Source organism: Agrobacterium sp. B1(2019), from assembly GCF_008274755.1.
Classification (GTDB): Bacteria; Pseudomonadota; Alphaproteobacteria; order Rhizobiales; family Rhizobiaceae; genus Agrobacterium; species Agrobacterium salinitolerans.
The window spans coordinates 1,896,671-1,921,711 of the sequence record NZ_VTPB01000001.1; the positions used below are offsets into that span (position 1 = coordinate 1,896,671).

Here is a 25,041-nt window from a genome sequence, read left to right on the forward strand (position 1 = left end):
TTTTGAAGGCGCTTATTCGCACCTGCGCCCGGATTTCGAGAAGTAAGCGGTGAATGCAGTCCAGCCGGCGCGGCTTTTCACAGTCCGGTTTCGATGCGAGATTTTGATCTTGGAAGTTTCGGGATGAATTGCAAGCCGCTGTAACTATTCGGCTTCAAGCTGGTCGGAGTGAGAGGATTCGAACCTCCGACCCCCACGTCCCGAACGTGGTGCGCTACCAGACTGCGCTACACTCCGTGACCAGCGGCGCTTCTATAGACCAGCCTCCGGCATTCGACAAGCGGCTTATTGCATTTTTTGTGACAAGTTTTTCCCATCCGTTGAAGCAACCCTGCCAAGCGCCTGCGCCGCCGGCTGGAAGGCCTCAAAACGTTACAAAAAAGCAATTGTGGCAGGAAATTTTCATCGAACCTCACACCTCCCCTGCCCGCCGCCGCCAAATCTGCTAGGGGAACGGAATGACCGGCGGGAAGCCGGACACGGCACAAAGGACATTTCACCATGCTATCTCGCAGCGTAACGCTTGCAGCGTTTGCCATTGCGCTCTCGGCCTGCACCACCTCCACGGGCGGCTCCACTCCCTCCTTCACCCAGAAGAGCCCCGTTGAGACCCGCTGGGTCGGCCAGTCCGCAGGCGTTTTCTTCGCAAAATTCGGCCCGCCGCAGAGCGATACGGAAACCGGCAGCTCCACCGTGTATAACTGGCGCGGCGGCTACAGAAAGGCCACCATTCCGGCCAGGTTCGAAGATGGCAAGGACGGCAAGAAGGGTCGCCAGATCTCGCCCGCCCGCACCGCCTCGCTCTCCTGCACGGTGCAGCTCGTCGTTTCCAGCGACTATAGGATCACCGCCGTGCGCACGGTCTCCGACCGCCCCGGCGTCAACGGCCCGAGCTATTGCGCGGAATTCCTCGCCGCAGACTGATCTTCGGCCACAGACCAAACGCAGCAAGGCCCGCCCGAACCGGCGGGCTTTTTCATTTTTTCGGGATTATTGCCACTTTCCTGCAAAATTTTTACCTGTGGCCGCACCCTGCGACCCGCAATGCGCCGGAAACAGCGTCATGTCCGCCTTTCCGCGACACCCCGCTTTCAGAACCCTTTCAACCGTTTGAAAGCGCCGGCAAATCTTCGCTGTCACAAAAATGACGATCGGCAAGACTGCAAAATTGGCCGTTGCGACCATATTTCCCTGCAAAATCCCCGCAAAACTGCTTGAACCGGAGTGAAGAAGTCCGGGTTGTGCCAGTTTGCGCTTTGCTATAACGGGGCGAGCGGGAGGAGTGTTTTTAACACAAAACAAGAATCAGGTATGGCCGTGACTCCCATCGAACAAGACAAATCCCAGCTCACTGATCTCTCCCATGCATTTCCGATGAACCGCCGACAGGTTCTGGGCGGTGCGCTCGCCGGAATTGCCGCAGCGGCGCTGCCCTCTTCCCCGCTTCTCGCCAATACGGCCGCCAAGAAGGTCGACGTGCTTCTCATCGGCGGCGGCATCATGAGCGCGACGCTCGGTGTGTGGCTGCGCGAACTGGAGCCCACCTGGTCGATGCAGATGCTGGAGCGGCTGGATGGCGTGGCGCTTGAAAGCTCCAACGGCTGGAACAATGCCGGCACCGGCCATTCCGCGCTTGCCGAACTGAACTACACCCCGGAAGACGCCAACGGCAACATCAAGATCGCCCAAGCCATCAACATCAACGAATCCTTCCAGATTTCCCGGCAGTTCTGGGCATGGCAGGTGAAGAACGGCGTTTTGAAGAACCCGCGCTCCTTCATCAACCACACGCCGCATATGAGCTTCGTCTGGGGTGATGAGAACGTCGCTTATCTGGAAAAGCGTTATCAGGCGCTGAGGGCCAGCCCGCTTTTCGCCGGCATGGAATTCTCCACCGATCCCGAGCAGATCAAGAAGTGGGTGCCGCTGATGATGGAAGGCCGCGATCCTTCCCAGAAGATCGGCGCGACCTGGTCGCCGCTCGGCACCGACATGGAATTCGGCGAAATCACCCGGCAATTCGTCTCGCATCTGCAGGGTGACCAGAATTTCGACCTGCAGGTCAATAGCGAGGTTTCCGACATCCAGCGCAATGCCGATGGCAGCTGGCGCGTGACCTATACCAACACCAAGACCGATGCCGAACAGGTGGTGGATGCGAAATTCGTGTTCATCGGCGCTGGCGGCGGCGCGTTGCATCTGTTGCAGATGTCCGGCATTCCCGAAGCCGATGATTATGCCGGTTTCCCGGTGGGCGGCTCGTTCCTCATCAACGAGAACCCCGATGTGACGATGCAGCATCTGGCCAAGGCCTATGGCAAGGCCTCGGTCGGCTCGCCGCCCATGTCGGTTCCGCATCTGGATACCCGCATGCTCGGCGGCAAGCGTGTCATCCTGTTCGGACCATTCGCCACCTTCTCCACCAAGTTCCTGAAGGAAGGCTCCTATTTCGATCTCGTCTCCTCCGTCACGACTAGCAACGCCTGGCCGATGGTGCGGGTGGGTATCGATGAATATCCGCTGGTGGAATATCTCGCCGGCCAGCTGATGATGTCGGATGACGACCGTTTTGCTGCGCTGAAGGAATATTTCCCGAATGCCAAGCAGGGTGAATGGCGTCTCTGGCAGGCAGGCCAGCGCGTGCAGATCATCAAGCGCGACGAAGAAAAGGGCGGCGTACTGCGGCTCGGCACCGAAGTGGTTTCCGCCAAGGACGGCAGCATCGCCGGCCTGCTCGGCGCGTCTCCGGGCGCCTCCACCGCCGCACCGATCATGCTCAGCGTTCTGGAAAAGGTGTTCAAGGACAAGGTGGCGACGCCGGAATGGCAGGCAAAGCTGCGCCAGATCGTGCCGAGCTACGGCACCAAGCTCAATGACGACCCGGAAAAAGTGCAGCAGGAATGGGCTTATACGGCCGAACACCTGCAACTGCCGACCCCGCCGCAGATCGACCTTGAGGCGCTGAAGGGCGCCGGTGCGGCGCCTGCGGGTGCGCCGGTGAAGAAGGTGCCGGATATCGCGCTTTAAGGCTTGGCTGCGATTTAGGATTGCACGCCGCGTGTCTCTGGATGCGCGGCGTTTTCTATTGTGATTTTAGTACCGCATATTCGCCTAAGATTCAGTAGAACGCGGGATTGCAAGCACTGGCTTTCTAAATATTGTTCTCCAAGGATCAATCACGAGAATATTATATGACACTCGACCCCGAGACCGCGCGATATTTGATTGAACTTGATGACGAGATACAAAAGCTATGGCAGCGCCTCGAAAGCCACACGTCTGCCGACGAATATAGGCGGATCGCTCAAGATTATCGTGAAAAATCTAAAAAAATAAACGAACAAACGCTCGAATATAAAACAGAGCTTGCATCGCAAATTAAGTCTTTGAACGAAGAGTCAGCACGTTATGTGAACATAGTTTCGGTTATTGGTTACGCCGGATATTTCACCACATGGGGATTTACGAAGGACATACTTGAAAAGGAAATGACCGCATTTGTCGGACTGGCGGGGATGTTATCTGTAGGTCTTTTTGTCATTTGGGAAATGTTTAACGTCTTGCTTCGTTTCAAAACATTAAATGCTATCGCTTACTTATTTCAAAGCGGTACTTCTGTAGAACATTTTGAAGAAATCAGTTCAAAGCTGAAACAGGATGAGGCTCGAACCATCGCGATATATGCCCCAATCCATGGAATCGTTTTTAGCGTGAGCTTCATTGCAGCCATAGGTGGCGGCTTAGCTATGATGCACAAACTTTATCTTAGTCTGTGACGCGAGCAGAATAGCCAAACAAATAAATTATTTCCTTAAACTACGTGTCATTTTAGGAAACACAAAAATGGCTGGGGCGCCAGGATTCGAACCTGGGAATGCCGGTACCAAAAACCGGTGCCTTACCGCTTGGCGACGCCCCAACAGGGCAGCGAGAGCGAAACGCCGCTGCCTGAACCGCGCCTGATTAGCAAAGCCTGCCCGGCGCGGCAATGACCCGGCGACCAATTTTTTCACAAAATTCAAGCTTTTTGGATGTCGCGCCGCAGACGGCATGATAGGGCTTGGCAATTGTGTGGCGGGCACCGTCGGCACGGGCGGCATGGCATTCATTCAGGAGGTCTCGATGGCGGACCCGGCATTCGATCTCGATTTCAAGCCGGCCTATGGCGAGGCGGTTCCCGTCGCCCCGCTGATCCAGCGCCTCACCGTCAACAATCCCTCCGCCTTCACCTTTCATGGCACCAATTCCTATATCGTCGGCGACCGTTCCGTCGCCGTCATCGATCCCGGCCCGGAGGATGAGGCGCATTTTCGGGCGCTGATGGCGGCGCTCGAAGGCCGCGAGGTGACGCACATCTTCGTCAGCCACACCCATCGCGATCATTCACCGCTTGCCCGCAGGCTGGCGCAGGCGACCGGGGCACTGACGGTGGCGGAAGGCCCGCACCGCGCCGCCCGGCCGCTGCATGTGGGCGAGACAAATCCCTTTGCCGAAAGTTCCGATACGGCTTTCGCGCCTGACATTGCGCTGGGTGACGGGCAGAGCCTTTCCGGCGACGGCTGGACATTGACGGCGCTGCACACGCCGGGGCACACCGCCAACCACGCCGCCTTTGCGCTCGAGGGCAGCGGCATCGTCTTTTCGGCCGATCACGTCATGGCCTGGGCCACCACCATCGTAGCACCTCCGGATGGGGCGATGAGCGACTACATGGCTTCACTGGAGCGGCTTCTGGAGCGTGACGACCGGTTGTTCCTGCCTGGCCATGGCGGCCCGGTCACCGATCCCACCGCATTCATGCGGGGCTTGCGCGCCCACCGCCGCATGCGGGAAAAGGCAGTTCTGAAGCGTATTCGGGACGGCGACCGGCTGATCGCCGATATGGTGAAGGTGATCTATGCCAGCACCGACAAGCGTCTGCATGGGGCGGCCGCACTTTCCATACTGGCGCATATAGAGGACCTGATCGAAAAGGGCGAGGTGCAGACGGATGGTGCGCCTTCGCTGACGGGTGAATATTTTCCGGCGTGACGGGTAGTCGTGGTGCTAGAGATTTCGAGGCGTGCTCTTTAGGCCTCGTCGATTGGATCGAGCGGTAACCGCTTGTTTCTTCTCCCCGCCGGGGAGAAGTCCGCGGCAGCGGGATGAGGGGGCAAGGGTGCAGTCAATCGCTGGCGTTGCCCCCTCATCCGACCCTTCGGGCCACCTTCTCCCCGGCGGGGAGAAGAAACCTAGCGCCGACGCTGTGCGCTCCTCACACTTCAAACGCCTCAATTATCGTTGAGCCCCTGCATCTCCGCATCCAGCGCATCGAGATAGGCCTCGGCAATCGCCGCACCCATGCCAAGATCATGCGGGCCGTAGCGGGAGGCGACGCGCACGTCGACGATGGTGGTTTCAGCCTCTTCCTTCAGGCGGATGAGGATATCGAAACGCAGGCCCCAGATGCGGGTGCGGGTTTCACCCTGCATCAGCACCACGCCGCTGCCGTTAAAGAAGGTGGGTAACGGCGCATCAGTCGGGCGGGCCATGGGCACGGGCACGATGGAGGGCAGGTCTTCCACCGGCGCATCTTCCGTGGGCTGCTGCTGCCTGTCCTGTGGCGGCACCCCGACGGAGGGGGCATCTTCGACGCCGATCACACCCTTCGTATGGGTGATGCGGATGGACTGGGCAGCCGCCATTTTTTTGGCGGCGGCATAGATGCGGTCGATCGCGCCTTCATAACGGCGTCCGGCGAGGCTGGCATAGGCCTCCATCTGCGCATCGCGTTCGGCCCTGGTGATGACGGCGGGCCGCACCAGCCATTGCTGATTGGCCGCTGGTGCCGCCAGCCACTCCGGTACATCGCTCAGGTCAGTGGAAATGTCGTAAATCTTCGGCTGCTGCCAATAAAGAAAGGCGCCGTAACCGACCACGCCGAGCGGCAGGGCCGAGAGAAGCAGCGCCGAAAGCGCCGAAAGCCCGCCGCGTGCGCCTTTGGTCCAAAGCCGCTCGAGGCCGATCAGCGCCAGAAGCACGGCCAGAAGAGCGATACCGGCGGCAATGAGGAGCAACCCGACAAGATCAGGCGTCGTCAACGGTCCGAAACGGTGGATGCCGGCGGCGATGAGAAAAAGCGCCAGCGCCGCAAGGCCCAGATACCGGGAAAGATAGGCTGCAACCGAAAAAGGCCGGACGAAACGCACAGTCATGGAAGCGGATATCCGTTAGATCGCATTGGCTAAAAAGCGTTGCACCCGAATTCTGGCAGGGAATCACCTGCATATGATGTCATAGACCGGATTTGCGACGAGGAAAACAAAGGACAATGGCGATCTGCGCTACGACGGCGAGAGCCTGGAATAATTTTCCGCATCGCACATGTTCCTAGGAATAATTCCCCGACAATGAAACAAATACGCAAGTCCATCCCTTAATTGCTGAGGAAATCGGCGTATTGTCGGCGACCTCCCTCGAGAATGCGTGTAAAAAGTGCAACATTCTCGTTTTCTTGCACAATAAAGAGACATATCATGTCACAGGCAACGACGCCCGCCGGCCCCTCCGGGCCTAAACCCTTTTACCGCAATTTCGGCTTTCAGGTTCTGATCGCCATGGTCATCGGCCTGCTGCTCGGGCTCGTTGCGCGCAACATCGGCCCCGATGCAGCCGGCAACGCGAACTGGCTTTCGGTGACGCTGCAGACCATCGGCAGCATTTTCGTGCAGCTTTTGCGCGCGCTGGTGCCGCCGCTGATCTTCACGGCCATCGTTGCCTCCATCGCCAATCTCAAGAACCTCTCCAATGCGGCGAAGCTCGTGTGGCAGACGCTTTTGTGGTTTGCCATCACGGCACTGATCGCCGTTGTCATCGGCATCGTGCTCGGCCTCGTCATTCAGCCCGGCGTCAATACGGCGATTGCCAATACGGCGGCGGCTGCACCTTCTTCCACCGGTTCCTGGCTGGATTTCCTGAGGGGGCTGATCCCGGCCAATGTCTTCGGCCTCGAAGCGTCTACCAAACTCAATAACGGCGCGGCCAGCACCTCGTTGAACTTCAACGTGCTGCAATTGCTCGTGGTGTCGATTGCTTTTGGCGTCGCGGCCCTGAAGGCCGGCAAGGCGGCTGAGCCGTTCCTCGCCTTCAACCAGTCGCTGCTCGCCATCGTGCGTAAAATCCTGTGGTGGGTCATCCGTCTCACCCCCATCGGCACCATCGGCCTGCTTGGCCGCGCGGTTGACCAATATGGCTGGACGACGCTGTCGCAGCTCGGCTGGTATGCGGCGGCGGTTTATATCGGTCTGGCGCTGGTGCTCTTCGTGGTCTATCCGGCGCTGCTTCTGGCGCATGGCCTGAAGCCATCGCGGTTCTTCGCGGGGGCATGGCCAGCCATCCAGCTCGCCTTCGTGTCGCGCTCCTCCATCGGCACGCTGCCCGTCACCGAAACCGTGACGGAAAAGAGCCTCGGCGTGCCGCGCGAATATGCCGCCTTCTCCGTGCCGCTCGGCGCCACCACCAAGATGGATGGCTGCGCCGCGATCTACCCGGCAATTTCGGCGATCTTCATCGCGCAGTTCTTTCAGGTGCCGCTCGGTATTCAGGACTATGTTCTGATCGTTTTCGTCTCGGTGCTGGGCTCTGCCGCAACAGCGGGTCTCACAGGGGCCGTGGTGATGCTGACGCTGACGCTTTCCACGCTCGGTCTGCCGCTTGAAGGCGTGGGCCTGCTGCTTGCCATCGACCCGATCCTCGACATGGGCCGCACGGCGGTCAACGTCGCCGGACAGGCACTGGTGCCCACCATCGTCGCCAAGCGCGAGGGTATTCTGGACGAGGCCGTTTATAACAACGCCAAGGACATCGACGCGCTCGATGACCGTGAGGCTGTGACGGCCTGAGTACTCTGCCGGCTGTGGCGGTCGCGACATGCGGCCGCCCGGTTTGCAACGCAACTTTCCACCCCGCTGCGGCTTTTCCCCATATCAAAACAGGCGTATCAATCGCGGCAATAAAACTGCCTTACGGCTGTCATATCAGGGAGAAACAAGATGCGTGTTTCCATCGTCCTCGGTTCGCTTGCCACGATACTGGCGCTCACCGCCTGCCAGACGTTGACGCCGGAAGAGCGCCGGGCGCGGGATGAGGCAACGTGCCGGGGGTATGGTTTCCGCCCCGGCACGGACCCGATGGCCGGTTGCCTTCTCGATCTGGAAATGGACCGCCGCGCGGATAACCGCGCCTGGCAGGCGCAGATGAACCGCGACATGTTCTACCGCCCCGTGGTGGTGGAGCGGCGCATCATCGTCCAACAGAACCCCTGACGGGAATGAAGGCGACATTGCTTGGCGTCTCGCCCTCTCTCGCCTTTGCGGCCAGTGTGGCCTGCGCGGCGGCAAGACGGGCGATCGGCACGCGGAAGGGCGAGCAGGAGACGTAGTCGAGATCGGCATCCTCACAGAAATGGATTGAGGCCGGATCGCCGCCATGTTCGCCACAGATGCCGAGCTTCAGCTCCGGCCGTGTCTGGCGGCCGCGTTCGGCGGCAATGCGGATCAATTCGCCAACACCGTCGAAATCGAGCGAAATGAACGGGTCGCGCTCGATGATGCCCTTGCGCTGATAGGTATTGATGAACCGCGCCGCGTCATCGCGGGAAATGCCGAAGGTCGTCTGCGTCAGGTCGTTCGTACCGAAGGAGAAGAACTCCGCCGCTTCGGCAATGACGTGGGCGCGCAGAGCTGCGCGCGGCAGTTCGATCATCGTTCCGGTCAGATATTCGATCTCCATGCCGGTCTCTTTCGCCACGGCCGCGGCAACACCATCGATGACCGCAGTCACGTAATCCAGCTCGGAACGCAGGCCAACCAGCGGCACCATGATCTCAGGCACGACGGGCGCGCCGGTGATGCGCGCCGCCGCAACGGCGGCTTCGAAAATGGCGCGGGCCTGCATTTCGGCGATCTCGGGATAGGAAATCGCCAGACGGCAGCCGCGATGGCCGAGCATGGGGTTAAATTCGTGCAGCGCATCCAGCCGTTGGCGGAACACCGTCTGCGGCATGCCCATGGCGGCGGCGACCTCGACGATCTCGCCGTCGGTCTTCGGCAGGAATTCGTGCAGCGGCGGATCGAGCAGGCGGATCGTTACCGGCAGGCCGTGCATGATCTGGAACAGTTCGGTAAAATCCGAGCGCTGCATCGGCAGAAGCTCGTCAAGCGCTGTCCGCCTGCCCTTTTCGCTTTCGGCAAGGATCATCTCGCGCATCACATGGATGCGGTCGCCCTCAAAGAACATGTGTTCGGTGCGGCAGAGGCCAATGCCCTCCGCACCGAAGGCACGGGCGGCCCGCGCATCGGCTGGGGTGTCCGCATTGGTGCGCACCGTCATGCGGCGCAGGCTATCAGCCCATTCCATCAGCTTGCCGAAATCACCTGAGAGTTCCGGCTGCGTCATCGGCACGTCGCCCTTCAGAACGCGGCCAGAAGAACCGTCGATGGTGATAACATCACCGCGTTTGAGCATGCAGCCAACGCCGATCAGCACCTTGTTGCGCATGTCGACGCGCATGGAGCCCGCACCAGTGACGCAGGGAATGCCCATGCCGCGCGCCACCACGGCAGCGTGGCTGGTCATGCCGCCGCGCGTCGTCAGGATGCCTTCGGCGGCGTGCATGCCGTGAATATCTTCCGGGCTGGTTTCGATGCGCACCAGAATGACGCGACGCCCCTCGGCTTCCGCCGCAACCGCCTCTTCCGCGGTAAAGACGATTTCGCCCGTCGCCGCCCCCGGCGAGGCCGGCAAGCCGGAACCGATGATGGGGCGGGAAACACCGGGATCGATGGTTGGGTGCAGCAGCTGGTCGAGCGATGACGGCTCGATGCGGCAGACGGCCTCTTCCTGCGAAATCAGCCCTTCTTCCACCATATCAACGGCGATCTTCATCGCGGCGCGGGTGGTGCGCTTGCCGGACCGGGTCTGGAGCATCCAGAGCTTGCCGCGCTCGATGGTGAATTCCAGATCCTGCATGTCACGGTAATGCGTTTCCAGCCGTCTGCAGATCGCGAGGAATTCGCCGAAGGCCTCCGGCATCAGCTTTTCCATGGAAGGCTTGTCGGAGCCGGAGGCCAGACGTGCGGCCTCGGTGATGGATTGCGGCGTGCGGATGCCAGCCACCACGTCTTCGCCCTGAGCGTTGACGAGGAATTCGCCGTAAAGCTCCGCCTCGCCCGTCGAGGGATTGCGGGTGAAGGCAACACCGGTTGCCGAGGACGAGCCGAGATTGCCGAAGACCATGGCCTGAACGTTGACGGCCGTGCCCCAGTCGCCCGGAATATTGTGCAGGTGCCGATAGGTCACGGCGCGATGGTTGGTCCAGCTGGCGAAAACCGCGCCGATGGCGCCCCAGAGCTGGACATGACAATCCTGCGGGAAGGCTTCCCCGAGCTCATCCTCGATCAGTTTCTTGTAGAGCGAAACGACGTGCTGCCATTCGACTGCCGACATGTCGGTATCATATTCGTGGCCGAGACGGCCTTTTTCATCCTCCAGGATTTCCTCGAACATTTCATGATCGAGACCCATGACGACGTCGCCATACATCTGGATGAAACGGCGGTAGCTGTCCCAGGCAAAACGGGCATCACCCGCATCATGGCCCAGCGCCTCGACCGTGCGGTCATTGAGACCGAGGTTCAGCACCGTATCCATCATGCCGGGCATGGAGGCGCGAGCGCCGGATCGAACGGAGAGAAGCAGCGGCGAGTGGCTGCCGCCGAAGGTCTTGCCGGTGACAATCTCCATGCCGTGCAGGCCGGCCATGACCTGCAGTTTCAGCTCTTCGGGAAGATCGCGGCCGTTCTTGTGATAAAGCGCGCAGGCATCGGTGATGATGGTGAGGCCGGGGGGAACGGGTAGGCCGAGACTTGCCATTTCGGCAAGGTTCGCGCCCTTGCCGCCCAATATCGCAACGTCACCTGCCCTGCCTTCGGCAGCACCATTGCCGAAGGTATAAACCCATTTTTTCATTCCACGCTCTCCACCCAGAAGCGTTGTCATTTTTCTATCATCTACAGCATTGGCAGCACGTTGGGAACGCCGCAACGCGTAGTTTACATCGCAGTGCAGCATAATTGCGGCGAATTGCGCGCCAGAATTGCCTTAAACAGGACATAACAGCAGCATTGACGCATTCGTGTAGTGCGCTGAAACGGAGTGTTGCCTAAGCCATTCACATCGCCGACAAAGAGATTATTCATGCAATTTACCCGCCGCCATACGCTTAAATTTGCCGGAATTTCCTGTGCCGCCACCGCTCTTGCCGGTGCGCTCAAAGCAGAAGGGGCAGCCCCCGTTGCTGGCGCCTCCTCCGCCCTTCCCTTCGCGCTGATGACGCCGATGCATATCGGCCAGGCCGCGTTGCGGGTGCGCGAACTCGATCCGATGATCGATTATTACCGTTCTGTTCTGGGTATGAACGAAGTGGAACGCACGGCAAGAGGGGTGACGCTCGGCGTTGGCACCGTGCCGTTGCTCGATCTTGTGCACAAGCCGGCCGCGGATTTCGAAAGCCCCACCTCCGCCGGCCTTTTTCACATCGCCTATCTGATGCCCTCCCGCATAGATTTGGCACGCTGGCTGGTGCATGCGGCGCTGAAGCAGGTGCCGCTCTCAGGTTTTGCCGATCACAATGTCAGCGAGGCGATCTATCTCAACGATCCCGAAGGCAACGGCATCGAGGTTTACAGCGACAGGCCGAAGGACACCTGGGAATGGAGCGGCAATGTTGTGAAAATGGGCACCGAACAACTCGATATCGATGATCTCGTGAAGCTGACCGACACCAAAAGAAGCGATTATGAGGCTGCCCCGGCGGGAATGCGTATCGGGCATGTTCACCTACGGGTCGGCGACATCGCCGCTGCCCGCGCCTTTTACGAAGAGGCCATCGGCCTGCGACCGACGCAGGATGCGCGCCCGGACGCATCTTTCCTTTCTTCCGGCGGTTATCACCATCATCTGGCGGTGAATACATGGAACAGCAGGGGTGCGAAGGAACGCAACGCCTCCGAAACCGGCCTCGACTGGTTTTCAATTACCGTTCGCAATCCTGCCGATCTCGAGGCGCAGAAGACGCGGCTGAGGGCGACCGGCTGCGTGCTTGTGGAGATGGAAAACAATGTGGTGGAGGCAATCGACCCCTGGGGCACGCGGCTGCGGCTGGTGCCGGGGTGAGGTCTGAGGCTTTAATTTTGCGGCGAGTAGATGCCGAGAAAGCCTGTGCCATATCGTTCGAATTCCGCAAAGCACAGCATCCGCATTCCCTCATTCCTGTGCTCGTCACAGGAATGAGGAAAAAAGGGGCGCGTGGCCCCTAAAAAGAAAGCCTTGCGAGGCCACGGCAGCGGCCTCGCAAGGCATTCCATCCGGTACAGGAAACCGGATGGTGGGGTCTCAGGAGAACCTTTGGCTCTTGCGGAAGACATAGCAAACTGTCGCGTAATGTCGCTCACCCGAATGGGTGATATGGCAAGATAAATTGACATTGAGCAAAACTGGAAATTGAATCCCGAAAAAGTCGCCTCAAACGGCTTCGCGCAACTGTTCGGCAGTCTGCAAATCAACAGACACCAGCTGCGACACGCCCTGCTCCGCCATGGTGACGCCGAAGAGGCGGTTCATGCGGGCCATGGTGATGGGATTATGGGTGATGATGACGAAGCGGGTTTCGGTGGAGGCCACCATCTCGTCCATCAGGTTACAGTAGCGCTCGACATTGTGGTCGTCGAGCGGCGCATCCACCTCGTCCAGCACGCAGATCGGCGCGGGATTGGTAAGGAAGACCGCAAAGATAAGCGCCATAGCCGTCAGCGCCTGCTCGCCGCCTGACAGAAGCGTCATGGTCTGCGGCTTCTTGCCCGGCGGGCGGGCGAGGATTTCGAGGCCGGCTTCCAGCGGATCATCGGACTCGATCAGCTGCAATTCCGCCGTGCCGCCGCCGAAGAGATGGGTGAACAGCCGCTGGAACTGTGAATTGACCACATCAAAGGCGGCAATCAGCCGTTCGCGGCCCTCGCGGTTGAGGTTCTGGATACCGGCGCGCAGCTTGCGCACAGCATCGATGATGTCGTCCCGCTCCTTGATGAGCGCCTCGAGCTTGGCGGAAAGCTCGGCCTGCTCCTCCTCGGCGCGCAGATTGACGGCGCCAAGCCTTTCACGCTCGATCTTCAGCCGGTCGAGATCACGCTCGACATCACGGATATCGGGCTTCGGCTGGTCCGGGCCAAGGCCGGTGAGGCGAAACGCCATATGCGGCTCGGTATTCAGCGTTTCGCGGATGCGATGTTCCGCCTCCTGCCGTTTCTCGCGGGCGGAAACCAGCCGCTCTTCGGCACGGCCGCGCTTTTCGCGGGCTTCGGCGAGTTCAGAAAGCGCCGTTGCCGCCACCCGGTCGGCGGCGCGCTGCAGGTTTTCCGCCTCGGCCAGCCGGTCGGCGGCTTCGCGGCGGGCGTCTTCGGTCTTCTGCAGTTCGTTGAGGAGGTTGCGGCGTTTTTCGTCGAATTCCTCGGGCGCAATGTCCAGCTCGGCGATTTCCTCGCGCGCCTCTTCCTCTCGTTCGCGCAGCGTGGCGATATGGTCGGCGGCACTTGCCGCCCGCGATTGCCAGGTGGAACGCTCCTGCCCGATTGCCTGAATTCTGCGTTGGCGGCTTTCCGCCTCACGGCTCACGCCTTCATGGCGGGCGCGCGCTTCCGCCAGCAGGCCGCGATCGGTCGCGACTTCGAGTTGGCTTTCACGCAGCTTGAGATCAAGCACGGAAAGGTCAGGCGCATCTTCCATTTCGATACGGGCATTTTCCTCCTGAACGGCGATTTCGTCGATCTGCGCGCCGATCTGGTTCAGTGCTTCAGAAACGACATCCCGACGCCGCAGCAGATCGCCCGAGGCGCGCTCGGCAGCGGTGAGAGCCTCTCGCGCCTCGGCAAGCTGACGGGTCGCAAGCCGGCTCCGGTCGCGCACGTCCGAAAGCCGCAATTCGCTGCTTCTGATCTCCTCGGTTTTCGCGGCAAGCTGGTCTTCGGCCTCTTCCAGAATGGAGCGGGCCTCATCCAGTTCGGTTTCGATTTCGGCGAGGCGGTTCTTTTGCGACAGGCGAAGTGCCGCAGCACCCGGCGCATCGGCGCTGGCGATATGGCCATCCCAGCGGAACAGCGCGCCTTCACGCGTCACCAGCCGCTGGCCGGCTTTCAGCGACGGCAACAGGCGCCGAGCCTCCGTGACGTCTGCAACGACGCCGATCTGTGCAAGGGCACGTCTAAGCGCATTGGGTGCCTGCGCATAATCCAGAAGCGGTTTGGCACCCTGCGGCAGGGCGGGATCGCCAGCACCGTCGCCATTGCCACCCCAATAGGCAGGGGCTGCGGCATCGAGCGGGCTTTCGAGATCATCGCCAAGCGCCGCGCCAAGTGCGGCCTCGTAACCGCGTTCCACCCTCATTTCTTCCGCCACTGGCGTGAAACTGCCATTGGCAGCGGCACTGGAGGCAAGAATCTTCGTAATGGTGCGTGCTTCGGTATCCAGCGCGTTCAGCCGGTTCCTCGCCGTTTCCAGCGGTCCGCGCGCCAGTGCTTCGGCGGAACGTGCCTCGGCAACGGCGGCCTCAGCCTCTTCCACCACCATCATCGCGTCCTCGACCGCGATCTCAGCCGCCTCGACCGCTTCGCGCCGTTCTGCGGGGTCCGGAAGGCCGGAGAGTTTTTCGTCAATGGCCTCGATCTCGGCCGTTGCTTCCTGCGATTGCCGCTCGAGCCTCAGCTTGCGGTCGGAAAGATCGCGGATCGCCCGCTCCAATTGCTGACGGCCGGCAGCCGCCTCGGCGCGCTCGGCGGTGATGGCGGTGAAGATGGCTTCGCTTTCCGCCAGCTTGACGGACGCAGCTTCGAAGGCTTCGCGCATCTCCTCGGCGTGGCGGCCGGAATCGGAGAGGATTTCGAGAAGTTCGGCTTCTTCCTCATCGAGCCGCGCCAGTATCTGGGCATTATCAGAGACCAGCCGTTCCTCGCGGACGATATCCTCGCCAAGCTGTGAGAGACGGCGCGCCAGCTCGTCGCGGCGGCGCAGCAGCCGGTTCACCTCATCATCCAGCTGGGTGCGGGCGATTTGCAGGCGTTGCAGGGCGGCGGCGACTTTCGCCTCGTCCTCGCGCAGCTCTGGCAGCTTCAGGCTGGCGATACCCTGCTGCTTGGCCGCTTCCATCTGGGCTTGCGCCTTTTCGGCAACGGTATTCGTTGCCTGATTGAGCGCGCTTTCCGCCTCGCCTTCGGCTTCCTTCGCCTCCACCCAGCGAATGTGCAGCAGGGTCGCCTCACGGGCGCGGATATCGGCCGAGAGCATCTTGAAGCGGTTCGCCTGACGCGCCTGCCGTTTCAGGCTTTCGATCTGGCTTTCCAGCTGGGCGGTCACATCCTCCAACCGCTCCAGATTGGTTTCGGCGGCGCGCAGGCGAAGCTCGGCCTCGTGGCGGCGCGAATGCAGGCCGGAAATGCCGGCCGCCTCTTCCAGCAGCTGGCGACGGGCTTGGGGCTTGGCGTTGATGAGTTCGCCGATACGTCCCTGCCCCACCATGGAGGGCGAACGCGCGCCGGTGGAGGCATCCGCAAACAGCAGCTGCACATCCTTGGCGCGGGCTTCCTTGCCGTTGATACGGTAGACGGAGCCGTTTTCGCGCTCGATACGGCGCGTCACCTGAATTTCATCGGCATCGTTGAAGGCGGCAGGCGCGGTGCGGTCGGAATTATCGAGATAAAGGCCGACTTCGGCGGTGTTTCTGGCCGGGCGATTGCCGGAACCGGAGAAAATGACGTCATCCATGCCGGATGCGCGCATGTTCTTGTAGGAGTTCTCGCCCATCACCCAGCGCAGCGCTTCGACAAGGTTGGACTTGCCGCAGCCATTAGGGCCAACGACGCCGGTCAAACCGGGCTCGATGATGAATTCGGAAGGTTCAACGAAGGACTTGAAACCGACGACGCGGAGCTTGTTGAACTTCATGCCGTCATGCTCCGGCCGGAAGACAGGCAATAAAAAACGGGCGAACGGAAATTTCCGCCGCCCGTCTCTTTCAGGGTTCGGCGATCAGAGCAGCTTGTCGATGACAGCCGACATGGTTTCAACCGACATGTCTCCTGCGTATTTCTTGCCGTTGATGATGAAAGTCGGCGTGGAGTTGACGCCGAATTCCGTCGCACCGCGTTGCATGGTTGCGTTCACATCATCCAGAAGTTTCTGGTTCGTCAAGCAGGCCTCGAAAGACTCCTGTGAGAAACCGGCCATTTTCGACATTTGCAGCAGGGCGGCGCGCGCATCCTGGGCAGTTGCCCAGCTCTGCTGCTGCTTGAACAGCATGGAAACGAAGGGGAAATACTGACCTTCCGGTGCGCAACGCGCCAGCATGAAGGCGGCAGCGGCGCGCGGATCGAACGGGAATTCGCGCAGCACGAAATAGACCTTGCCGGTATCGATGTACTTCTTCTTGATCTCTTCGAAGGTCTTGTTGTGGAAGTTGGCGCAGTGCGGGCAGGTCATCGACATATATTCGACGATCTTGACAGGTGCGTTGGCATCGCCGAGCGCTGCTTCCGGCAGCGGGCCGGGCTTCATCACCGCAGCCATATCCACATCACCGGTGGATTCAGGCAGTTCCTGCGCCTGGGCAATACCGGGCGTGAAGGCAAACGGCAGGGCCGTGGCGATGGCGGCAAGGGCAACGCCGCCGAGAAGGCTGCGTCTGGTAATATTCAATTCGGAAATCGGCATGGAAACACCCGTGTTGATTTGAAACTGCCTGATGCGCAATTCGCTAACCCGATACCACCAGCACCGGCAGCGCGACAAGCGGGCTATGGAACTTCCTTGTCAAAGAATCGTGACCTGGAAAAGGCGAAAACGCAAAAACAACGAAGAGAAACAAGTCCTGAGTACAGAGACGCGGGCAATGGTCGCAGCGAGCGTCTCTTAAGACATCAACGCGATAGACCAAACTGTATTTCGATATTGTGGTAAGACGAGCCGTCCCCGTTCCAGCCGTGATAAATTTCGCGGCTCTCACCCGAGAAATGATGGCGGGACATTTCTATCTCCGCAACCAGCGGGGCATATCCTTTAGTGAATAACGATCTCAGTGATCCTTGATGCACCCGGCTTGCAACGATGATTGGTTCGAGATGATGAAGCTCGATTGTCTCATCCCACTGCACGGGTTTGCTTATCGGACGGCATATCTCCCAGTCAAACAGGGATTTGCTGTCTCTTGGCAGGTTGTGGGAGATAAAAATCCAAGGCCCATCGGCTTCCAGGCCATGCTCGATGATCTGCGCGGCTATGAGCGCCGAATATTCGGCAGCAGCCTGTCTGACATCAGGTATCCGCAGGCGTTGACCAAAACGCACAACCCACATTTCCGGTGTTTCCTTGATTTCCATCGGCGCACTCCTTTGAACCATGGAGTAATTCGGAAATCGTCGGTCAACAAATTGAAATCGAGAATGAAATTCTATTTACCGCGCAATCGGAAGTCGCCTGTGAAATTTCTTCCTATTTCAAACTTCGTTGTGGTGGCTTCTTCTGCAAGACCGCCGTGCCCAGCCTTTCCACCGCCTTGCGCAGCGCCTCGCTCTCAATGCCGTCCATCATGTCATCGAGACGTTTTGCCGCGTCGCCGCGCAGGGGCTGCGGTTTGCGCCGGCGGGTAATGGTCTGCGATACCGGCTTCTGCACGATCCTTATCTGACGCACGGCCGGGAAGCCGAAAAAGCCGTTGATGCGAGCAATGAGTTCGCCCTGCGCATGGGTGAGAAACAGCGCGCGCGCTCCTTCGCAGGCGATCGTCAGCACGCCGGGCTGATAACCGCCGCGATCCGGGCCTTCGTCGCGGCGCGGCCAGGTGATCTTTTCCGGGCGCGTGCAATCGGCAAAGTCGTCACCGGCGATCTCGTCCCAGGAGCCGAGCAACGCCGTGTTGATGCCGGCGCGTTTCGACAGCACGGGGTCCATGATGCCATTGGCGACTTCGGCGATCTGGACGACGCCCTTCCTCTGGACAACGCCCTTCTGGGGATAACGCATGTTTCACTCACGATTTGGGAGCCGGCGAATCCGCATGTTCTTGATCGCCTGCTTCTTATGTCCCAACTATAGGCCAAATCGAACAGAAACGGCAAACCATGCTTCAAAAAACCGCCTCGTCGTCCTACGCGCAGATGCTGCTCGCATGGTACGACCGGCATCATCGCGAATTGCCATGGCGTACTTCCCCGGCCATGGCGGCGCGAGGAAAACGTGCCGATCCCTATCACGTCTGGCTCTCCGAAGTAATGCTGCAGCAAACGACGGTGCAGGCGGTCAAGCCCTATTTCCTGAAGTTTCTCGCCGCGTGGCCTGATGTCAACGATCTGGCGGCGGCGCCGGTGGAGGATGTCATGGCCGCATGGGCGGGGCTCGGTTATTATGCCCGCGCCCGCAACCTGAAGAAATGCGCGGAGGCCGTGGCGAATGAGCATGGCGGCGTCTTTCCCGATACGGAAGAGGGTTTGAAGCAACTGCCCGGCATCGGCGATTATACGTCCGCGGCCGTCGCTGCCATCGCGTTCAACCGGCAGGCAGCTGTCATGGACGGCAATGTCGAGCGAGTCATCTCCCGCCTGTTTGCCATCGATGCCCCCCTGCCCGGCTCAAAACCCGCCATGAAAGCGAGGGTGGCGGAGCTTACCCCTTCTGACCGGCCCGGTGATTTCGCTCAGGCGATGATGGACCTCGGCGCGACGATCTGCACGCCGAAACGGCCAGCTTGCGCACTCTGTCCGTTCAACGGCCAGTGTCTTGCGCTTGCCCATGACGAGCCGGAGCGTTTTCCGGTGAAGGCAGCTAAAAAGGCCAAGCCCGTGCGGGTCGGGGCCGCCTTTGTGGCAGTGAATGCGGAAGGCGAAATCCTGCTGCGGCGGCGTATCGACAGCGGGCTTCTGGGGGGCATGACCGAGGTGCCGACAACGGCATGGACCGCCCGCATGGATGGCGGCACGGAGACAAGCCACGCCCCCTTTGCCGCCGAATGGCAGGCGGCGGGCGTCATCGTGCATGTCTTCACCCATTTCGAGCTGCGGCTGACCGTTTATCGCGCGCAGGTGCCGGACGGCCCCCAGACCGGCCCGGATGACGGATGGTGGGAGCCGGTTACAAATCTTGACGCGCAGGCGCTGCCAACGGTGATGAAAAAAGTCATCGCGCAGGCTATTCCATCCGCATTCAGTGAAAGCAGGAAATTTCGATGACCAAGATTGAGCATATCGTATTCGACATCGGCAAGGTGCTGATCCATTACGATCCGCATATTCCCTATAGCCGCCTCATCCCCGATGTCGATGAGCGCCAATGGTTCTTCGAGAATGTCTGCACCCACGACTGGAACCTCGAGCAGGATCGCGGTCGCCGCTGGGAGGACGCTGAGGCGCTGCTGGTGGAGAAATTCCCGGAGCGCGAAGAGCATATCCGCGCCTTCCGCAAGTTCTGGCACGAAATGGTGTCGCATTCCTATGACGACAGCGTCGCGATTATGGTCGGACTGATCGACAGCGGCCATGACGTGACCATGCTGACCAACTTCGCCTCCGACACGTTTCGCGAAGCGCAGAAGATGTTTCCCTTCCTCACCCTGCCGCGCGGCGTCACGGTCTCTGGCGATGTGAAGCTGCTGAAGCCTGACGTGGCGATTTATGATCTGCACGCCAGGGAATTCGGCCTTAACCCCACCGCCAGCATCTTCATTGACGATACGCTCGTGAATGTCGAAGGCGCGAAGGAAGCAGGCTGGCAGGCCGTACATTTTACCGGCGCCGAGAAACTGAAGCAGGATTTGCATGCTTTTGGGGTGGAGGTTTAATCATCTACAGATCAGGAAAAGAAATTGGCGCAGGCGGAAATGGCGGTCTCCGGCCTGCGCCAGTCCTGCCGCAAGCGGCATCGGACGCAATGTTTTTGTGAGCTTTCCGAACCGGATTTTCACAACCATTGCTCTGATTTGAGACAGTATTGTTCGTCTCTTGCGCGAAACTTGCCTGACTAAAATAATATATTCGAAAATACCAACGCCCGACACCGAGGTGCCGGGCGTTGGTCGTTCTCCATCCGGGACTGAAGGTACTAAACCGGACGGAGACGTATGCTGACAAGGGCGGGCGGTGGATCTATTCGGCCTTTGCCATTTCACTGCGGATGATGGCTCTGAGATCGTCGATCGGCTTCAGGTCGTCGCCGTCTTCGAAGTGCCAGAACGTCCATCCGTTGCATGCGTCGAGACCCTGCACCTTCGCGCCGAGGCGGTGGATGGAGCCGGCGGTTCCGGCGGATGCAAGCGTACCATCCGCACGAATAATGGCGCTATAACGGCGCTTTGCATCCGTCAGTACCTGGCCGGGACGGACGAGGCCGCTTTCCAGCAGCGTGTTGAAGGCAACGCGGGGCTCGGCCTTCTTGCCGGTCATAACCGTCAGTTCGGCCTTGCCGAGCGGCTCGACGGCGGCGATGCGGGCGGACGCCGCGTCGATATAATCCTGCTCGCGCTCAATGCCGACGAAGTGACGGCCGAGACGTTTTGCAACAGCACCCGTGGTGCCGGAGCCGAAGAACGGATCGAGCACGACATCGCCCGGCTTGGTGGACGCCATGATGATGCGCGCCAGCAAGGCTTCCGGCTTCTGGGTGGGATGCACCTTCTTGCCGTCCTCGCCCTTCAGCCGCTCATTGCCGCTGCAGATCGGGAACAGCCAGTCTGAACGCATCTGCACATCGTCATTGGAGGCCTTCAGTGCGTCGTAATTGAAGGTATAGCTCTTGGCCTTCGGATCGCGGCTTGCCCAGATCATCGTCTCATGCGCGTTCTGGAAGCGACGACCCTTGAAGTTTGGCATCGGGTTGGTCTTGCGCCAGACGATATCGTTGAGGATCCAGAAATCGAGGTTCTGGAGCATGGCGCCAACGCGGAAGATATTGTGGTAGGAGCCGATGACCCAGATGGTGCCATTGGGCTTCAGCACACGGCGGCAGGCGAGCAGCCAGGCGCGGGTGAAGGCATCATAGGCCTCGAAGGAGGCGAACTGGTCCCACTCGTCATCGACGGCGTCGACCAGCGACTGATCGGGACGGTGCAGCGTGCCGCCAAGCTGGAGATTATAGGGCGGATCGGCGAAAATCGCGTCCACCGACTGGCTTGGGAGGGCATCCAAGGCAGCGACACAATCACCTTTGATGATGCTGTCTTTCCAGGCGTCGCTCTCGCCCGCACGATCAAAACCGGCACGCCGAAAATCGGCCAGCGGAAAAACTGCTGCCATTGGTACTCGCTCCATACGCTTACTCTCTACTGATGCTTATGGTTACCGAAGATGGTTATCAAAGCCTGAACAAGTCACGGAAAATGCGAAATAAATGGCTGTCGCGGCACGCAGGCGAGATTTGCGGCGGCCGGCGGGGGAACCCGAAGTCGGGCAAAAACGTTGTGCACAATGGGTTCTCCTGTCCCCGCATATCGGCGCGGCGGGTAGAGCCATGATGGCAGGGGGTAATCCGCAATGGGGTCCGTGATGAAAATGGCTTCTTTTTCCATGAATTTCGCCTGCGCCGCGCTTTTCGCAACGGCGCTGCCGGTGCCCTCGCAGGCGCAGCAACCGGCCCCGCAATATAACGTCGTCACCGATGCGGTCCTGTTCGATGGCGGCCCTTCGCTCGGCAACAGCGACAGGGTGCGTTGGGATTTCTATAAGGCAGACCGCTCCGGCGTCCGCACCGACGACAATGCCGGCGGTTCCTATGACGCCACCTTCGAGGCGAAACTGCCGGCGGGCAAATATGTCGGGGTCGCGGCGCTCGGCAATGTGACCCGCGAAGTGTCATTCGAGGTGAAGGACGGAAGCGTCGCGAGGCCGAAGGTGAGTTTTGACGCTGCGGAATTGACCGTCGTGCCGAAACGCAGCGCCGGCGGCGATGTGGAAACGCAGGCGAAGACGGAAATCACCAAGGACGATTTCAAGGACAGCGTCTATGGCACGAATACTGTCTTCGTGCCGGCTGGGGACGTCGTCCTCACCGGCAGCATCGGCCCGGCGCGGGCTGAGGAGACGCTTGCCATCAAGGCAGGTGAGAAGATCAGCCACGAGCTGGTCATTCCAAGCGGTGTGGTGATCGCCAAGGCTGTTTATGCGCAAGGCGGCAGGGCGGTCGAAACGGACGATATCCGCTTCGAGGCGATGTCAGCCACGGAAACGCTGGATGGCACGCGTGAGACCATCAACGGCATTTACGGCACCGGCAAGATCATGGAAATGCCCGCCGGCGACTTCGTCATGCGCGCGCGTCTGGGCAAGGTGACGGTGGAACAACCATTCACCGTGACTGCCGGAAAACGAACCGAAATCACCCTCGATCTCGATGCGGGCGTTCTCGCCATAAAGGCGCCCGGTGCGGAACGGATCGACATCGTTGAAACCACCAAAGATCTTCAGGGTACGCAGAAGGAGATTTCCGGCCGTTACGGCACACAGCATCAGGAAACCCTGCATCCCGGCGAGTATTCGGTGAAGGTGAGCTACGACAAGAAATCCGGTCGTGAGCCGAAGGAAATCAAGGCGACGGTCAAGGCGGCGGAGCGGACCGAGACGACGGTGGCGGAGTAATTGCGGCGGGGCGCTTGTTCCCCGCTCCCTCATCCTTACTCCTCATTCCTCCTGCCCCTCCCTCATCCCTGTGCCTGTCACAGGAATGAGGGTGGAGAAAACATCACAATTTCCGGCCGGAAGGCCCATATTTGGGCCTGAGCATCGGATGGCTGGAAAGACGCGCCGCATCCTTCGGCACCACCTGTAACGGCGCGCCGATCTTCACACCCGCAAACCCTGACGCCGCGATACGGTCGCACAGCCTTATCCACTGACAGCCTCGGCAGGCCGACCTGATCTCGCCTGCGGCGAAAGCCAGACGCATCTTCGCGAGAAAATCCGGCGTAGCCTGCAGCTTCTTGCCGGCGGTCAGTGCCTCGCCCAAAAGCGCCGACACCGAAAGGCGGGCCGTCTCGTCCCGCTGCACCACGCCTTCGTTGAAACAGTGGGCGTGGCTTTCGCAGAGCAGACCTTCACAGATGTCGTCCGCCCCTTCCACCAGTTCGATATCCTCGCCCGCATTCAGCCGGGCGGCGACAAGGTCATAATTTTCGACGAAGCCGGACGTATATCCCTTGCCCACATAGGTCAGCATGCACAGAAGATGGTGGGGGCGGAGACGGACGGTCACGGGCCCGCCCTATCCGACGATGGCGAAGGCGTCGCGCACCGAGCCGGACGAGGTGCGGATCGCCTTGCGGCCGATCCATTGCACATGCCCGTCGAGGATACGCACCGCCTCTTCGGCGCGGCCGCCGCGCAGCGCGTCGATGATGGCCCGGTGGTCGGTATCGGTGCGACGCTCCCAGCCGGCGCGCCAGGCGGAAAACAGGAAGCGGGCGCTCGCCGCATGCAACCCATCGATCGCCTCCATCAAACGCGGCATGTTGCAGGGCGCGGTGATGAGGCGGTGGAAACGGCGGTTGGCCTCCTCCCAATGCTGCACATCGACCGCGCTGTCGCCCTCGAGCGTTGCGGCCTCCGCCTGATCGAGAATGGCAGGCGTCATGTTTGGAATGGCGTGGCGCAGCGCCAGAACTTCAAGGGCGGCGCGCATTTCCGCCACCTCGCGCACATCGTCAAGGCCGAAATCCGCCACCCGGACACCCCGGCGCGGGATGCTGGCCGCCAGTCCCTGCGCTTCCAGCCGGCGAAACGCCTCGCGCACCGGCACATGCGAGGCGCCGAATTCGGCGGCGATGTGGTCCTGCCGCAACCTTTCGCCCGGTGACAGCTCACCGCGAACGATACGCTCGGCAAGCGTGCGGCTGATGCGCGCGGCAATGGTGTCTTCAGGCGTATTCTTCACTATCTTGGGCATAACATCCCATAACGCATATGGCGCGGCCGTGTGTAGCGGTTTTTGCGCGAAAGAGGAACGCCAAACCAAATATTCGAGGCGGCACAGTCGCTTACACGGGCGACGGAGCTATGAGCCTGATGGGAACGACCTCTGCGGGCGAGCCGGTTGAGCTTGGTGCGGACATGGTCTAAAAGCCCGGCATCATCTTCTTCCAGCCAAATTCGATACAGGGAGCGCCCATGAGCGGCTTCGACCTCATTATTTTCGACTGCGACGGCGTTCTGGTCGATTCCGAAATCATCGCGGCGCAGGTGGAATCGCGCCTCCTGACCGAAGCCGGATATCCGATCTCCGTCGAGGAAATGGGCGAGCGTTTTGCCGGCATGACCTGGAAGAACATTCTTTTGCAGGTGGAAAGCGAAGCCAGCATTCCGCTGTCGGCATCGCTGCTCGACAAGTCGGAAAAGCTGCTCGACATGCGGCTGGAACGCGACGTGAAGGTCATCGAGGGCGTCAAATTCGCCCTCTCGCGCCTGACGACACCGCGCTGCATCTGCTCGAACTCATCGAGCCATCGCCTCGACATGATGCTGACGAAGGTGGGCCTGAAGCCCTTTTTCGCGCCGCATATCTATTCCGCCAAGGACCTTGGAGCCGACCGCGTCAAGCCGAAGCCCGATATTTTCCTGCATGGCGCGGCGCAATTCGGCGTTTCCCCCGACCGTGTGGTGGTGGTCGAGGATTCCGTGCACGGTATCCATGGCGCAAGAGCCGCCGGCATGCGCGTCATCGGCTTCACCGGCGCATCCCACACCTATCCGAGCCACGCCGACCGGCTGACGGATGCGGGCGCCGAAACGGTGATTTCGCGCATGCAGGACCTGCCCGCCGTGATTGCGGCGATGGCGGAGTGGGAAGGCGCTTTTTAAGTTGTGGCTTAGTCACAAACGCCACTTCGTCATGCTCGGGCCTGTCCCGAGCATCCGCAACAGTTTGACTTTACGATACGTGTTTGAATCCTCGGGACAAGCCCACGGATGACGTCGCGTGTGAGTA

20 protein-coding genes and 2 tRNA genes are annotated in these 25,041 nt (G+C 60.3%); 11 read left to right on the forward strand and 11 right to left on the reverse strand.

Features of this window, described 5'->3' with window-relative positions; all coding sequences use genetic code 11:
- Positions 1–160: 160 nt before the first annotated feature.
- Positions 161–237: transfer RNA gene (locus tag AGR1_RS09535), tRNA-Pro, on the reverse strand.
- A 264-nt stretch (positions 238–501) separates the two neighbouring features.
- Between AGR1_RS09535 and AGR1_RS09540 the strand changes: the two genes are divergently transcribed.
- The 3 genes from AGR1_RS09540 (at position 502) to AGR1_RS09555 (ending at position 3,776) form a co-directional block, all read left to right on the forward strand.
- Complete coding sequence (locus AGR1_RS09540) at positions 502–924, forward strand: hypothetical protein (RefSeq protein ID WP_149146776.1); 423 nt, start codon at positions 502–504, stop codon at positions 922–924.
- 387 nt (positions 925–1,311) lie between these two features.
- Positions 1,312–3,027, forward strand: a complete 1,716-nt coding sequence (gene mqo, locus AGR1_RS09550; RefSeq protein WP_187772102.1) for a malate dehydrogenase (quinone) — start codon at positions 1,312–1,314, stop codon at positions 3,025–3,027.
- Positions 3,028–3,191: 164 nt separating this feature from the next.
- Positions 3,192–3,776, forward strand: a complete 585-nt coding sequence (locus tag AGR1_RS09555; protein WP_149146778.1) for a hypothetical protein — start codon at positions 3,192–3,194, stop codon at positions 3,774–3,776.
- 68 nt (positions 3,777–3,844) lie between these two features.
- On the opposite strand, the gene AGR1_RS09560 is transcribed toward AGR1_RS09555, so the two are convergent.
- Positions 3,845–3,919 (reverse strand) — tRNA-Gln (locus tag AGR1_RS09560).
- 203 nt (positions 3,920–4,122) lie between these two features.
- On the opposite strand from AGR1_RS09560, the gene AGR1_RS09565 reads away from it, so the two are divergent.
- Complete coding sequence (locus tag AGR1_RS09565; protein ID WP_149146779.1) at positions 4,123–5,031, forward strand: MBL fold metallo-hydrolase; 909 nt, start codon at positions 4,123–4,125, stop codon at positions 5,029–5,031.
- Between the two features lie 239 nt (positions 5,032–5,270).
- On the opposite strand, the gene AGR1_RS09570 is transcribed toward AGR1_RS09565, so the two are convergent.
- Positions 5,271–6,194, reverse strand: a complete 924-nt coding sequence (locus tag AGR1_RS09570) for a DUF1499 domain-containing protein (protein WP_149146780.1) — start codon at positions 6,192–6,194, stop codon at positions 5,271–5,273.
- Between the two features lie 321 nt (positions 6,195–6,515).
- On the opposite strand from AGR1_RS09570, the gene AGR1_RS09575 reads away from it, so the two are divergent.
- Both AGR1_RS09575 and AGR1_RS09580 read left to right on the forward strand, forming a co-directional pair.
- The gene (locus AGR1_RS09575; protein ID WP_149146781.1) at positions 6,516–7,880 is read left to right on the forward strand and encodes a dicarboxylate/amino acid:cation symporter; all 1,365 of its coding nucleotides are present in this window, start codon (positions 6,516–6,518) and stop codon (positions 7,878–7,880) included.
- A 150-nt stretch (positions 7,881–8,030) separates the two neighbouring features.
- Complete coding sequence (locus AGR1_RS09580) at positions 8,031–8,303, forward strand: hypothetical protein (protein WP_020010640.1); 273 nt, start codon at positions 8,031–8,033, stop codon at positions 8,301–8,303.
- Here the strand turns inward: AGR1_RS09580 and ppdK are convergent.
- Positions 8,281–11,007 (reverse strand): pyruvate, phosphate dikinase, encoded by a 2,727-nt coding sequence (ppdK, locus tag AGR1_RS09585; protein WP_080791198.1) that lies wholly within the window; start codon positions 11,005–11,007, stop codon positions 8,281–8,283. The two genes, AGR1_RS09580 and ppdK, sit on opposite strands and share 23 nt — an antisense overlap.
- Positions 11,008–11,235: 228 nt before the next feature.
- Here ppdK and AGR1_RS09590 point away from each other — a divergent pair, with 228 nt between their 5' ends.
- Complete coding sequence (locus AGR1_RS09590; RefSeq protein ID WP_080791199.1) at positions 11,236–12,213, forward strand: VOC family protein; 978 nt, start codon at positions 11,236–11,238, stop codon at positions 12,211–12,213.
- A gap of 348 nt (positions 12,214–12,561) precedes the next feature.
- Here AGR1_RS09590 and AGR1_RS09595 read toward each other — a convergent pair whose 3' ends face one another.
- The 4 genes from AGR1_RS09595 to AGR1_RS09610 form a co-directional block, all read right to left on the reverse strand.
- On the reverse strand, positions 12,562–16,029 hold the full coding sequence (locus AGR1_RS09595) for a chromosome segregation SMC family protein (protein WP_149146782.1): 3,468 nt from the start codon (positions 16,027–16,029) through the stop codon (positions 12,562–12,564).
- Between the two features lie 84 nt (positions 16,030–16,113).
- On the reverse strand, positions 16,114–16,794 hold the full coding sequence (locus tag AGR1_RS09600) for a DsbA family protein (protein WP_080791200.1): 681 nt from the start codon (positions 16,792–16,794) through the stop codon (positions 16,114–16,116).
- 206 nt (positions 16,795–17,000) lie between these two features.
- Positions 17,001–17,459, reverse strand: coding sequence for a GyrI-like domain-containing protein (locus tag AGR1_RS09605; RefSeq protein ID WP_149146783.1), 459 nt, complete (start codon positions 17,457–17,459; stop codon positions 17,001–17,003).
- A gap of 112 nt (positions 17,460–17,571) precedes the next feature.
- A complete protein-coding gene (locus tag AGR1_RS09610; RefSeq protein ID WP_149146784.1) occupies positions 17,572–18,102 on the reverse strand; it encodes a DUF721 domain-containing protein in 531 nt (176 codons plus the stop codon).
- Positions 18,103–18,200: 98 nt separating this feature from the next.
- Between AGR1_RS09610 and mutY the strand changes: the two genes are divergently transcribed.
- Positions 18,201–19,304, forward strand: a complete 1,104-nt coding sequence (mutY, locus tag AGR1_RS09615) for an A/G-specific adenine glycosylase (protein ID WP_149146785.1) — start codon at positions 18,201–18,203, stop codon at positions 19,302–19,304.
- Complete coding sequence (locus AGR1_RS09620; protein ID WP_149146786.1) at positions 19,301–19,912, forward strand: HAD family phosphatase; 612 nt, start codon at positions 19,301–19,303, stop codon at positions 19,910–19,912. The genes mutY and AGR1_RS09620 overlap by 4 nt, the downstream gene beginning before the upstream one ends.
- 304 nt (positions 19,913–20,216) lie before the next feature.
- On the opposite strand, the gene AGR1_RS09630 is transcribed toward AGR1_RS09620, so the two are convergent.
- On the reverse strand, positions 20,217–21,362 hold the full coding sequence (locus AGR1_RS09630; protein ID WP_077982790.1) for a site-specific DNA-methyltransferase: 1,146 nt from the start codon (positions 21,360–21,362) through the stop codon (positions 20,217–20,219).
- Between the two features lie 237 nt (positions 21,363–21,599).
- On the opposite strand from AGR1_RS09630, the gene AGR1_RS09640 reads away from it, so the two are divergent.
- The gene (locus AGR1_RS09640) at positions 21,600–22,700 is read left to right on the forward strand and encodes a hypothetical protein (RefSeq protein WP_149146787.1); all 1,101 of its coding nucleotides are present in this window, start codon (positions 21,600–21,602) and stop codon (positions 22,698–22,700) included.
- A gap of 103 nt (positions 22,701–22,803) precedes the next feature.
- On the opposite strand, the gene AGR1_RS09645 is transcribed toward AGR1_RS09640, so the two are convergent.
- Together AGR1_RS09645 and AGR1_RS09650 are read right to left on the reverse strand one after the other, a co-directional pair.
- Complete coding sequence (locus tag AGR1_RS09645) at positions 22,804–23,277, reverse strand: DUF1284 domain-containing protein (RefSeq protein WP_149147323.1); 474 nt, start codon at positions 23,275–23,277, stop codon at positions 22,804–22,806.
- A 45-nt stretch (positions 23,278–23,322) separates the two neighbouring features.
- Positions 23,323–24,003 (reverse strand): GntR family transcriptional regulator, encoded by a 681-nt coding sequence (locus AGR1_RS09650; protein WP_149146788.1) that lies wholly within the window; start codon positions 24,001–24,003, stop codon positions 23,323–23,325.
- A 221-nt stretch (positions 24,004–24,224) separates the two neighbouring features.
- On the opposite strand from AGR1_RS09650, the gene AGR1_RS09655 reads away from it, so the two are divergent.
- Entirely contained in the window at positions 24,225–24,914 is a 690-nt protein-coding gene (locus AGR1_RS09655; RefSeq protein ID WP_080791207.1) for an HAD family hydrolase, read from the forward strand.
- Positions 24,915–25,041 lie beyond the last annotated feature (127 nt).